Raw genomic sequence first — 12771 nt, 5'->3', positions numbered from 1 at the left:
ACCGTCACATGCAATTAGCAATCTTATACTAGCCTTAAACGCCACCGCATCCTGCATGCCAACGGTACGCAGATCTGTTCCGGGCCTTGGTTTCGCCTGGTATAAAAACACTTGTCTGATGAACTACGATCTCGCGAACTACTTCGGCTGAAAACCTGCTAATCCTCCGCGCCAAAGAGCAAAGCTATAGATATCGGTCCAAAGTTCTTCCCTTTGCGTTCGTGTCGATCCTACTCCGTGACCTGCGTCAAAATCTATACGAAGAAGTACGGGCTCACCGCTGGCCGTGCCTGCGGCAAGCTTGGCGGCATATTTCGCGCTATGAAAAGTAGCAGCTCGCGGATCGTTTATACCACTTACAACGAGTGTTGCCGGATATCGAACCCCTGACCGGATATGCTCGTACGGGTCAAGATCGAACATCGTCTTAAACGATTTTTCGTCGGTGATCGGTCCGCCCCATTCCTGAATATCAGCAAAGTTCTGTTCGGAAACGTAACGGATAGGGTTCATGAAGCCGACGTTGGCGATGGCCCCATTGAATAGGTCCGGTCGCTCGTTGACGGCTTGGCCAACCATCACGCCGCCTCCTGATGTACCCATGATGGTCATGTGTTTTGGAGACGTGAGTTTGTTTTTGACCAATGCCTCGGCGACATCAATGGCATCACGCCAGGTATTTGCCTTGGTCTCTGCCTTACCGGCATAATGCCAACTGCGCCCGAACTCACCACCACCTCTGACATTCGCAGTTACGAATACACCGCCAAGATCGAGGAAAGGGATAAGCTGGCTTTGGTAGTCAGGTGTTAGCGATATGCCGTAGGCGCCATAAGCCTCGATCAGCAGCGGATTACGGCCATTGGAGGTGATGTCCTTACGCATCACCACAGTGTACGGTACCTTCGTTCCGTCCCGCGCCGTGGCGGTCAACGTCCGGACTTCGTAGCGGCTCGGATCAAGACTGCGAGGCGCCTGTACCAGACCCATATCCTGGACAGTGTTATCCGCTAAGAGCTTATAGGGTCTTGCCGGTGTGAACCAGCCGGCAAGGCTGACATACGCCGTGTCCGACGTCGGTTCATTTTCAATCCAACGAACCGTGCCGGAAACAGGTAGCGCCACACGCGTCGCTGCCCCCGAAGTGCTCACGCGCCATAACCCGGATTGTCCACCCTCGATGGTCTGCACGAGGGCGCCTGACTTAGTCGCCGAGATGCTTTCTAAAACTGGATTGCCCGGAATGACCACCTGCTTCGCGGAGGCTAGGTTCGGCTTGGAGGCCGACGTCAGAATGACGCTGCCGTTGCTGTTCCCTTTCCGTGAAAGAAGCCAGAGATTGTCTCCAGATATCTTTGCGCCGACAACGAGGTCGTTGAAGTCACTGATCCGTGTCCAAGTGGCGGGTCCGGCAGAGAGCATGCCGATATCGGTTCGGTAAAGTGCTTGTTCCCGGCGTCCGTCTTCCACTGCCAGCACTGCCGAGTTGGAGCCCGAGGTGACCGATACAGTCGCAAACTGTTCCGCGCCAAGCGGAACCGGTGACTTTGCACGGTTGATCAGGAGCCGATCAGGCACCGATGTGCCCAGCAAATGCAGCCGTGGCTCGGAATTAATATAGTAGCTTGGTGTCCCTTTCTGACCGACGAAAGTAAGATAAGTAAATCCACTGTTGTCAGGTAACCACCCGACCACGCCGAAGTCGGTATTGGGGATGCGATCAGGAAGCAGGCGGCCCGATGCCGTTTCTACGATGTGGAGAACCGAGGCCTCGCTCCCCCGCTTTGATAGCCCAACCGCGACATATCGCCCGTCGGACGATGTCTGCCACCAATCAAGAACCTGATCCCCGCCCGCAATCTTTGCGGGATCAATCAACATCCGCTCTGGCGCATTCCCTATGCGCGCAAAAAGCATTGAATCTTCCGCCCCGGCTTTCCGTCGCTGGATAAACTGGGTCTGGCCGACGGCAACGACCTTTTGCACCGTGGTCAGATCACCAGACAGCGCCGTGGCACTTGCAAGAAAACGGTCGCGCGCAGGAATCGCATCAAGGGCGTGACGGGCGGCAGTGGCCTCTGCTTTCAGCCAGGGCATCCAGCGAGGATCCTTGCCGTTTTCCATCCAACGGTAGGGATCGACAACTTTCGCACCATAATAGTCGTCAGTGACAGCCTGAACGGCTGCTGGGTTTGGTCGGTCCGATGCCCCGACCGGGGAGCATAAAATCTGAACCCCGAATGAGAGAGTGATACGAACAGATAGACGTGACAGCATTCGGATATGCTCCAGCAAACTCGACCGACTAAGAAGGGAATGAAAATCTAAAGATTGCAGATTTTAACCCACGCGCAAGCTATGTTTCATGAATGCGAGAGTTTCTTGTCGGTTCGGCAAGCGCTGAAGACAATGCAGCATGGGAGCCAAGTCCGAGAGGCCTAACCCATCCCAACACCACGTTCCTGACGATATACCACGAGCTATAAGCAGAATGCCTGAGCATGAACGAGTGTCTGGAGTCGGGAAGCCGGGGAGGGAGCGCGAATGGCCGACAATGGGTCTGGCCGGAAACCGTAGGGCAGGGCGCGTTCGCCCATAGTCCGCCGTTCAGGCCCAATCTGCGGATACTCAAAACCGGTCATTGCTTAATAGTCTGCAACCGTGGGACGGAGGGATATGGCAGAACCCTCAACCCTCATCGCCAACCGCGTTCGCTACTTTCACCAGAACGACGAGGCTCTGTTCTTTGCATGGCTCGATCGGATGGAAGTTGTCTTGGGCTATGAGGGACGAGGCGATGGACTACACATCCGGCTTGCCCGTCATCCGAATGACGACGACCTTCGCGAACTGATCGCCTTCCACCAACGTTATGCCATCGAAATGCGCCAGCTTGCCGCGTTCAAAGCGCCAGGGAACGCGGATTGGTTCGCTGTACCGGGAATGTATTGGCATGAGTCAGTGTTCGGTTCGGCGTAAGCTTGAACCGCCCAATCCCGGTCACTCCGTGCTTATCAAAGGGTGTCTGAAACCGAACGTTCACCAAGGCAGCCTACGCTGGCGGAACGGCTCGAACACAGAAGGGCGAGAAAATGCAAAGGCTTTGGTTTTTTGCACACTTTGTAATCAGCTTTTTGGTGGCAAAAATCTCGTTTAACTATATTCATCCAGACCGAGTAGGAAAGCTAGGCGCTCAAAGTGTAGCAGCCTACCATTACTTCCACATTTTCTATGTCGCGCATGCTATCGCGGCAATCGCTCTGTTCGTAGTACTGCGAAAATCCCAAGGGCCTTTAAACGCTGTCCTGACGATTTTGGTAATCATTTGGACCGCGCTAATGTTCCTCGTCACTGAACTGGCAGGCACAACTCTATAGCGTTGCGGTGGATTGGCCGCTTTTGACTACGAAAGACATATAGCAGACCGTCCGCTCTCCTTCCCTTTCAAGCCGTCGAGGAAATGGATCGTCCGCCAAACGCTACCGCTCAGCCCGATGAACGAATGGCTGAAGTTGGGAGGCGGGAATGAGCACCTGAATGTCTGGATGTGGGTCTGGCCGGAAGTTGTAGGGGAGGGGCGCGTTCACCCACCTGTGCCTAGCGCCTAAGTCCGGTTTGTGGAGGCTCGATGGCGACCGTTAGCGTGCGGCAGGCAGCCAATCTTGATCGGGAAAAGGTTGCCGCTCAGGCCGGGCCGCTGTGGCCGATAGCAAATCGGCGTTAGGCAGTCGATAATGCCTTCCATTGCGCTCAATAAGCCCCCGAGACGTTAGCGATGAAAGTACGCGACTTACATGTACAGAAGTAAGACCAAGTACATCGCCTATCTGCTCTTGAGTTACCATCAGGTCAAAACTGTTATCTTGCACAAGGCCAAGCGGCTCTAAACGTTCTTTTATATCGAGTAAAAAGGAAGCCACACTTGCTTCAGCCCCTACTCTACCGATCGCGGCAAGGCGATCCATAAGTACGATGCGTTCCTGCTGAACGCTCAACAAAAATCGGGCGGCAACGCGTGGGTGTGTTTCAAACAGTGCGCCAAAGCGAGCGAGAGGCACATTAGCGATCACGACCTCGGTTATTGCTAACACATTCTCGGTCGAGCGTCTCATTGCCATGCTTGGTGTTCCAAGCGGTTCGCCCGGCAAATGGATCTTTGCTATCTGTCGCCCGCCGTCTGGCATGACGTTCCATACCGCGGCCCAGCCCGACAGAAGCAGGTAGAAGCCTCTTGCTTCATCGTTTTCCCGGAGAATCGTTTGGCCGCGTTCGATCGTGTATGGCCGGCCCGGCAGAGCCAAGACTGCCTCGCGCTCAGCTTCGCTAAGCAAGCCAAATTGTTCAAATCGGTGCAAGGGCAGCAGTTTTGTCATAACCCTTCGATAAATCGGCTGTGCCCGGTTTTGCAATTGTGAAGCGCAGCCTCGATCTTGTGATCTCGGTAGGAGCAAGAGCCCTTCCCATGCGGTTCTTGCCCCGGTTACCGTGCCTTAGCCTCAAGTTAAGCTGTTGAAGGCGAAAACACAGCCCGCAGGCAGCCATCGAAGCATGCGAGGCGAATGGTATCACACCCTTCGTCGCCCGGCCGAGACGGGGCAGCGCCATCGCCAATGGCCGTTTCTCTAAGGATCTCTTTCGCTACGATGCCGAGGCGGACGCGTACCACTGCCCGGGTGGCCGGACCCTCGACATCAGCTATCGCGCGGTGACGCGCGGCCACGCCAACATCCAATATTCCAACCCCGCCGCCTGTTCGGACTGCGCAATCAAGGTGAACTGTACCAGCAGTCGCTGGCGGCGCATCAACCGTTGGGAAAACGAGGCGGTGCTGGACCGCATGGCGGCGCGCTTGGTTGCACGCCCTGATATTCTTGCCGTTCGCCGCGAGACGGTCGAACACCCGTTCGGCTCGATCAAGCAATGGATGAACCAGGGCGCATTCCTGATGCGCGGGCTGGAGAAGGTTCGCGCCGAGTTCAGTCTGACCGCGCTCGCCTACAATCTAAGAAGAGCCATTACCCTCATCGGCGTGCCGGGGTTGATCAAGGTCGTACAGGCCTGATCAAGCTCGCCAAATCTGCTGCGCAGCGCTCAATGGCTTCCCCTTGAAGCCACCACAGCGCCACCACGGCAGTAACTCAAGAATATTTGCGCCCAGCTCCACCGTTTAACAACAGACGTCCGTGCCCATGTGACGGCGAGTTCTCGCACGGTCTGGAACGGTGATCGAGAAGGCCGGAGCGTTCTCGGAATCGATCGAATTTCGGTAATACCTGGCTTTAGCAATTTATTAGTCGGTATGGTTCCGACCAGCGAACAACAATGGAACAGCCATGAGAAGAGCGGCGAGCCCAACGTAGGCTACCGCCTTTAACCATGTCAGCGTGCCATTGAGATGACTCGACAGCAATGCTGCCGGGAGGAAGAATGCCGTCAAGCATCCGAACGCACCATAAGTTCGGCTCGTGTCTCGGTCTTTCGTCGCCATCCAGCACAGCTACGCTGCCCAACAGATGCCCGCAATCGGGCAATTATACCCTTCCAGACCATTCTCGACCGGGATCGAATTTCGAGAATTGCTGAGTTGAGAGGTTAGCGGACGGTCCTCTTTCTACACTCGCGGTATTCCCGAAATGCGGCCCACACGAGCACCACAGCAAGGATGAGGAGGGTTCTCGTAGGAAGGTGACTGATGGCGGACTGTAAGTCGCTTTCAATCCAGTCGAATGCGAACTGTCCGATCAGTACCGGCAAGCCGACCATGACGATGAGTTTTAGATGCGGCGCTGCATCTGCGCATCCGCCCGTCGGATATAAGATTCGAATGTCTGCAAGGGGCGGTTTTGACAAGATCATTTTCTCGATCGGGACTGACTTTCGATGATATCTGGGTTGGAGAGAAAGGCAAAATAACTCCGTCACTTTTAAGGGGTAAGCTCAACAATGGAGGTATTAGTAATTTGCAATCTATTCAACCGGGCTGCTTGAGCTATGATGACTATCGAGCCAACATCGCTCGGCGACGGACGGCTAGGCCACCGCAATCTGATCGAAGCCACGCCATCTTCGTTGCTCGACCTACGTTCAACTATCCACTGATGCGGTACTATTTTTGTCGTATTCAAAAAAACCTGTAGATCAGACGGCTGACCCGTCAGAGTTAGCCCTGTGCTCGGGTCATCTTGTACCGTCGCCGCGCTACTCGCACAGCCGGAGACGCATAAGAGCGCTACTGATCTGAAGATAGTTTTGATCGGCATTGTGCCGTTGTGACAACGATAGCCGTTGTCCGCAATCGGCCAACCGCTTCGCATGTTGAAATGCCTGAAATTGGGCAAATCCGGCCAACCGAACTTTCTCAGCAGGCGTTGGTCACCGCGCGGACCCAGTTGCTAAAGATGCAGCTTCAGCTGTCGAACCAGATACGCGGCCTGATGAAGACCTTCGGCCTGATCGTACCCAAGGGGCTAGGCCGTGTGTTCGACGGCCATGTCTGCGATCTGGCGGGGTCTCATCCGGGATTAGCGCTGATCATCCTACCGCTTCTGGCCGTGTGGCGGGAACTCCGTGTCAAGGTTGCTGGGTTGAGCAAGCAGCTCGTCGGTACCGCCCGACAGAGCAAACAGTGCCAGCTTCTCACTCAATACCTGGCGTTGGCGCCTTGACCGCCTGCTCCTTTATCGCCGCGATCAAGGACCCGGCCAACTTCGCCAGATCACGCTCGGTTGGCGCCTGGTTGGGGCTCACAACCAGACGCTATCAATCTGGCGAGGTCGACTATGACGGGCATATTTCGCGGCGGGGTGACGTCTACGTGCGAGGACTGCTCTACGAAGCCGCGACCGTCATCCTGACGCGCGCCCATGCCGACAGCGATTTACGCCAGTGGGGGATCAAGCTTCGGGAGAAGGTCGGCTTCAAGCGTGCCGCCATCGCAATCGCGCGCAAGCTTTCCGTCGTCATGCACGCGATGCTGAAGTCCGGCGCATGCTTCGAGCGCCGGCCGGTGACCACAGCATGACCATGCCAGCAGAGGAGTTGCCAAACGAACTTACGCCATAGCGTCGCTTCTACCCGACGCGCCGAAACGTCCCTGCCGGGGCGTGGTTTGGATCATTCCGCCTTTCCCGTTGCAGCGGCTCCCCAGCGAGCAGCCTGCGTGAGAAACCTTGGAAGATCTCGATCCGCGAATAGCCATCCTGCGGCAGGCACCGTCCCGACCGCGTAAACGACCCTGCACCCGGTATACGTACACGCTCGACGACCACGGAAAGGCGATTGCTTCAGTCGACCACCCCGGAGCGGCTCCATCGTCGCCTCGAGCATGATCTATGCCTTCAAACCTTGACTTCGGGGTCGATATTAAACGACGGGAAATGGCTCACCGGCGCTCGAACATCGTAGGACGCGCGCCTCGGTACTCGGTTTCACCGAAACCGACATATCCCAGCTTCTCGGCTACCCGGATCGAAGCCCGATTGTCGGGGTGGATGATGCAGACGGTACGTTGAGGATTCTGGTGCCGATCCATCCAAGTGTGTGTACCGGCGACTGCCTCGGTCGCGTACCCCTTGCCATGCGCGCTGGTGGCTAAGACCCATGCTGCCTCCGGGAATGGATCGAAGGTTTCGCCTAGCCCGCGCGAGAAGTGGGCAAACCCCACTTCGCCGACGAAGGCACCGCTGGCTTTCTCCCGAACGGTGAAGATACCGTAGCCGTAAGAAGCCCAATGTCCGATATTCCGTAAGAGTTTGGTCCAAGCATCCTCCCGGCTTGCGGGTTTGCCGCCGATGGACTCTGCAACTTCGGCATCGCTGCTCATCGCATACGCGTCATCAAAGTCCGCGAGCGTTGGCTTGGTCAGCGAGAGGCGGTCGGTATCAATCATGGCCGCATCATGCGCACCCAGACAGCATTATGGAAGTGACCTGCCGTCTGCGCCGCTTTCCCGTTTGGGAACGGCGGTGGAGACGGCCGGCGCTTTCCCATTGGGATCGAGTTTCCGGAATGTACGGGTTGGGCAGGGAAGCGGAATGACTGAGTTGGAGGCATTTACATTGCCTAATGCCGGTTGCTGTCGCCCTTTTTTTTAACCAGCAAAACATAGGTTAGATCGCAGATTTCGTACTTTGTTATTTATTCGAAATGAAACCAAGTAAGGTTCAGGGCTACTTCGAACGAGCCCTGGGCCGGCCGCTAACGTTGGTTGAGCTTGAGGCTATGAGCACCGCCAGGGCGTCAACTGAGGGAAAGCGTGACGCCGTTAAAGCCATGCGCTCGGCAATCAATTCCGCCATTAGCCGCCAGATACACGAACAAGATCCCTAAACCGCGCTTGGTCGAGGACGACCCCATTATCGTCCAATATCTCAATCGACGTCGATAGGCACAACTTGCCGAGCAATATATCAGCCGCCATCATCTCGCGGGCGCCTGCGACGGCCATTTCCCGAGCGGCCTCCCGTCCCGAGGCAAGAAATCCGTCATCGTCTGTGATCAGGCGACCGTGTTCAGTCAGGTTTACGAAATAACGCTGCATAGCCCAGTTATGTCGACATACCGACGGGCGGTCATTCACCCGTGATATTCCGTCGCATCGCAACCTTTGTAAGGTTCCCGGGGGTGTTTCTGAGGTATCTCGTACTACCCAACGTTCGGAAATTTCGCGTTCTAACACCGAGATTGTATCGATCTCGCTCAATCCGATTGTTGCCTTCGAGCGTTGCCGGTCAATGGAACCAAACGAACCAATGTTACGCGATGCGTATGAAGCGGGCTTGAAAAGCGGTCAACGTGAAGGGGTTCCAGACCAATGCCCCTTTAATTTTCATGACAAAATGTCAGAGCGTTTCGCGTGGCTTTCCGGTTTCAGCGTTGGAAAAGCTGTACGAAGGTTGAAGTAGCAATTCTAAGTTTGCATCAAACGACGGGAACGCGATTTGCACGTGCAGGGCACCGGGTTCATTAACACCAATTCGGGAAAGCGGTATCTACTCAAACACAATTGATACGTGACGGTTCGGACCAGTTGCCGTTTAACGGCAGGACCGTGTAACGACGAGTATGCTCGATGACTTTGCAGCTGGCGCCGCTCGCGACGGTGATGATGACGGTATCCGCCGGATTTTAGATGAAGTTGCCGCTTCAACCGGAATGGGGTTTGTCGCCCTTGCTCGGGTTACCGATACACGATGGATAGCCTGCCAGGTCGTCGATCAGATCGACTTCGGGATGTCGCCAGGTGAGGAACTGAGGGTTTCAACGACCATCTGCAACGACATACGCGAGCACGGTAATACCGTGGTGATAGACGACGTGGCGGGGAACGCTAAGTGGTTAAGCCATCCCGCCCCAGCTCTATACGGGTTTAAAAGCTATGTTTCACTCCCAGTCGTCCTCGCTGACGGCTCGTTCTATGGGACCCTTTGCGCCATCGATCCCGAACCGCGGAAGCTAACTGATCTCGGCAAAGTCTCGATGTTGAAGGGGTTTGCAGACAGGATCGCCTCGATACTATCCGCCGCTTGATCCAGGCGTGAGTTAGGATAACGGGCAGTGTTTCGTCGCGAGGCCTAGTCCGCACGGGGCGCATTGTCCGGCACAGACGATTATGGCGGAGCGCAGAACGCCCGCATAAACGTCCAGGTGTGGACGTTAGCGGCATGGTTGAAATGGGAAGAAAAGCGGCCGGTCCCGCTTATAGCGAGTCAAGGAAGATGAGCTGAACGAACGGCCGTTATCGGGAGCTTGGATCACATGCGCGGGTGTCCGGATGTGGGCGTTTTTGCCAATGCCGGCCATTCTCGAAATTCGATCCTCAATCGGGAAGGCCCGCGCCGCCTGGGCAGTAGCGATAGAAGGTCGATAGACCAACTTGTAGCAGCTTACGCGCAGTGTCGATCTTGTCGGGCGTCATTGCTGCTTTTCGGCCACCACTGGTGACGCCTCTTGCGCGAGCCGCCGCCAAGCCCGCAATCGTGCGCTCCTTCACCAGCTCACGTTCCATCTCTGCGAGCGAGGCCAATATATGAAACAGGAGTCGACCAGAAGGAGTAGCCGTGTCGAACCCATCGGTCAGGGAGCGAAAGTCCACATTGCGGGCGGACAGGCCCGCTGCCAACTCGATCAGACCTCGGATCGAGCGGCCAAGCCGATCGAGCTTCCAGATCACGAGGGTGTCTCCCGCGCGTGCGAAATGCAGCGCTTCTGCTAGACCTGGCCGATCGACTTTTGCCCCGCTCGCTTTGTCGGTGAACAATCTCTCGCAGCCAGCCTTTGCCAATGCATCGAGTTGCAGCGTCAGATCCCGATCGGTCGTTGAGACACGGGCGTAACCGATCAACATGGGTGCGTCCTACTTGTTCGCCGTTCGAATCTTGGAAGGAAGCCGCTGCTAGTGGTCGCATTTTCAATGGCAAAACGCCCAAAGATGGAATGGCAGGCGATATATAGATGCGCCTCCGGCTCGGCATCCTGGGCGGCACTCATCAGCAAGCGATACCGCGCCCGACGCACAAGCTGGATATGCTCTCAGAGGTCAGAAATAGTCCGCCGTCTGGCGCCGGAAATCGAAGATCTGGCCGGTAATCAGTGCATCGGGAATTTCGAAGCCATCGAACCGTTCATAGAGCGGGCGCACGATCGCGCCGACAACCTTCTCTAGATCCACATCGATTTCGTAGGCGCTGGTCAGAGTAGTCAGGTCGACTCTGTCGGCACGCGAGCGGTGGCGCTCCTCTAGAGCGAGGCGCAGCCCCGGTTTGGCCCAGCTGATGAGCTCGCGGCCTGACAGCCCGGTGTAACGTCCGGTGAAACGTATCTGATCCTCCCCGCTGGCACCGAGTTGCCGCGCGAGCCAGGCGGCATGGAGCAGTACCTCGGCGGTCCGCCAGATTGGCAGGGTAAGATCAAAGAAGGTTCCAGCATCAAGATCGCGCCCGTCTTCCTGATAGCCGCGCTGGAGAAAGGCGGTGCCTGCGCGGGACACCTGCCAAAAGTCGCTCGACGCCGGATCATTGAACACTCGATCATCGGACGGGCGACCTAGCCAGCATTCGAGGAGACCGTCGAAGAATGTCGGTTTGATCGAGTCCTTGGTCGGCACCCAGAACGGCGTCCAGCCTGAGGTTTTGGGCGCGCGGGCGAGAATGTTGCGCAGCTGAGAAAGCGTCGGCGGCTCCTCGATGCCATCGATCGAATAAGCCTGCTCGCTATGACCGAGCGGCTGCCGCGAGGGATGATCATCCGCAAGGTTGGCAGTGAGCTCGGTGAAGCGCTTGCGAGCCTCGTGCACGAAGGATTTCAGGCTGTCGGACCGCCCAGGCTGGACGAAAAGCCCGAGCGCATCAAGGATTGCAATCACGCGTTCGAAGCGCAGGTTGATCTCGCCTTGCTCGAACGCGACGACGACCGGCCGGCTGACGCCGGCCAGCGTAGCCAGCGCCGACTGGGTCAGGCCTTCCAGCTTACGCCGGCGAATCGCTTCGTCGACGACGGCTCGCCAATCGATGGGCCAGTCGGTCATGCGAAGATCCTTGCGGCATTTTCGAGAATGATCTCGCGGTATTTGAACCGGAAATCGTCGGGCTGGACCCGAGGGCCAAGGACGAGCGTCTTGGCGTTGGCGAAGCCCTTGGCCAGGACGTCGAGCGATCGTGACACTTCCCGGGCCGGCAGTCCGATCGAGACCCCGAGCGCTTCGATCAGCCCGCGGTCGAGTGTGTCGAACGCGCGCTTCTTGCCGCCGATTTCGAGCGCTACGTTGCGCTCATAGTTGGTATAGATCAGCGTGTTTATTAGGTCATAAGCGGGACTGAGGCGCAGTCCGCCGCTGCCTTCGAGTAGCGAGAAGTTTTTCAGATGCGCATCGGCATTACCGAGTGTGAGATTGAACACGACGAGGCGGAAGTAGCGGGCGAGATCGATCCGCGCACGCGCGGAGAAGCGCGTGATGGCGGTTGCCGCCTCTTCGTATGAGGAATGGTATTTACCGTCGAATTCACGGCCGCGGGGCTTGCTGAGAATCTGCGCGAAGTCCTCGAGACGAAGCTTTTCGTTACCCTGACGATCAAATCGCTCGACGAGTAGAGCCAAACCCTCGATGCCAGCGAGCTGCCCAGGCTTGGCGGCAGTGACTTCGGCCTTGCCCAGTACCTCGCGGGCCAGTTCGAGCGAGACATTTTCATTCTGTACGAGCGTCGGCAAATCCTCGCGGTTGAATTTCGCGATGTACGTCGCCGGATCCGACGGCTTGACGCACGGCTCAAACCCCTTCTCGCCACGAAAGGCGAGCAGCTTTTTCTGGACGCCTGACAAAGTACGGCCCGGGAGCGCTGCAGCTTCTTCCAGCGCATTGGGTTCATCAGGTGCGACGAACGCCGGACCTTCGGCCGGAAGGATGCCAACTGCGCCGATGCAGTCGGCACCATAGTTTAAGAGCAGGCCTAAATCATCCTGTTCGGCTGTCCCGCCGGCACGTGCCTGACGGCCGCGCAGCCAGCCCTCTGGCCCTAAATGCTCGAAGAAAGGGATAAGGCCGTTGCGGTGATAATGGTCCGGCTGCTCGATCGGCAGCGCACATGCTATCGGCGTCAGCCACGCATCCTTGTACACGAAGCGGCTATCGCCTCCCTCCAGCTCGCTAAGCTCGCCGGCAGGTGTGCCCTTGTAGGTAACAATGGCAATACGGTCTGGAATAGGCGCTTCCTGTCAAGCTTTATCGACCCAATGCCATTGAACAGCCAGTATGTCAATAAAAACTGACATTTTCGG

General features: G+C 56.8%; 10 protein-coding genes and 1 pseudogene. 4 read left to right on the top strand and 7 right to left on the bottom strand.

Annotation, left to right across the window (positions count from 1 at the left end; genetic code table 11):
- Window positions 1-138 precede the first annotated feature (138 nt).
- Entirely contained in the window at window positions 139-2277 is a 2139-nt protein-coding gene (locus tag IFR23_RS13620; RefSeq protein WP_192976386.1) for a prolyl oligopeptidase family serine peptidase, read from the bottom strand.
- Window positions 2278-2676: 399 nt separating this feature from the next.
- Between IFR23_RS13620 and IFR23_RS13615 the strand changes: the two genes are divergently transcribed.
- Complete coding sequence (locus IFR23_RS13615) at window positions 2677-2979, top strand: hypothetical protein (RefSeq protein ID WP_192976385.1); 303 nt, start codon at window positions 2677-2679, stop codon at window positions 2977-2979.
- A 659-nt stretch (window positions 2980-3638) separates the two neighbouring features.
- Here the strand turns inward: IFR23_RS13615 and IFR23_RS13610 are convergent.
- The gene (locus tag IFR23_RS13610) at window positions 3639-4373 is read right to left on the bottom strand and encodes a Crp/Fnr family transcriptional regulator (protein WP_192976384.1); all 735 of its coding nucleotides are present in this window, start codon (window positions 4371-4373) and stop codon (window positions 3639-3641) included.
- Window positions 4374-4540: 167 nt separating this feature from the next.
- Here IFR23_RS13610 and IFR23_RS13605 point away from each other — a divergent pair, with 167 nt between their 5' ends.
- Both IFR23_RS13605 and IFR23_RS20285 read left to right on the top strand, forming a co-directional pair.
- Entirely contained in the window at window positions 4541-5062 is a 522-nt protein-coding gene (locus IFR23_RS13605; RefSeq protein ID WP_342344961.1) for a transposase, read from the top strand.
- 1300 nt (window positions 5063-6362) lie between these two features.
- Window positions 6363-7021, top strand: a pseudogene (locus IFR23_RS20285) (IS110 family transposase); the annotation flags it as partial.
- A 360-nt stretch (window positions 7022-7381) separates the two neighbouring features.
- On the opposite strand, the gene IFR23_RS13590 reads toward IFR23_RS20285, so the two are convergent.
- Window positions 7382-7888 (bottom strand): GNAT family N-acetyltransferase, encoded by a 507-nt coding sequence (locus IFR23_RS13590; protein WP_192976380.1) that lies wholly within the window; start codon window positions 7886-7888, stop codon window positions 7382-7384.
- 408 nt (window positions 7889-8296) lie between these two features.
- Window positions 8297-8539: a DUF6894 family protein gene (locus tag IFR23_RS13585; protein WP_192239896.1), complete on the bottom strand. Its 243-nt coding sequence runs from the start codon at window positions 8537-8539 to the stop codon at window positions 8297-8299.
- 524 nt (window positions 8540-9063) lie between these two features.
- On the opposite strand from IFR23_RS13585, the gene IFR23_RS13580 reads away from it, so the two are divergent.
- The gene (locus IFR23_RS13580; RefSeq protein WP_192976379.1) at window positions 9064-9528 is read left to right on the top strand and encodes a GAF domain-containing protein; all 465 of its coding nucleotides are present in this window, start codon (window positions 9064-9066) and stop codon (window positions 9526-9528) included.
- Window positions 9529-9817: 289 nt separating this feature from the next.
- Here IFR23_RS13580 and IFR23_RS13575 read toward each other — a convergent pair whose 3' ends face one another.
- From IFR23_RS13575 to IFR23_RS13565, 3 genes are all read right to left on the bottom strand, one after another.
- Window positions 9818-10345 carry a recombinase family protein gene (locus IFR23_RS13575; RefSeq protein WP_192239894.1) on the bottom strand — a complete coding sequence of 176 codons (528 nt, stop codon included), beginning with the start codon at window positions 10343-10345 and terminating at the stop codon, window positions 9818-9820.
- 192 nt (window positions 10346-10537) lie between these two features.
- Window positions 10538-11524 carry a helix-turn-helix domain-containing protein gene (locus tag IFR23_RS13570; RefSeq protein WP_192976378.1) on the bottom strand — a complete coding sequence of 329 codons (987 nt, stop codon included), beginning with the start codon at window positions 11522-11524 and terminating at the stop codon, window positions 10538-10540.
- Window positions 11521-12678 (bottom strand): type II toxin-antitoxin system HipA family toxin, encoded by a 1158-nt coding sequence (locus IFR23_RS13565; RefSeq protein ID WP_342344960.1) that lies wholly within the window; start codon window positions 12676-12678, stop codon window positions 11521-11523. Before IFR23_RS13565 ends, IFR23_RS13570 begins: the two co-directional genes overlap by 4 nt.
- Between the last annotated feature and the right edge of the window lie 93 nt (window positions 12679-12771).

The sequence above is a fragment of the Sphingomonas sp. CFBP 13603 genome (genome assembly GCF_014892665.1).
GTDB lineage: Bacteria > Pseudomonadota > Alphaproteobacteria > Sphingomonadales > Sphingomonadaceae > Sphingomonas.
Note: the sequence above shows the minus strand (reverse complement) of the source record. Positions and strands in the feature narration are given on the sequence as shown.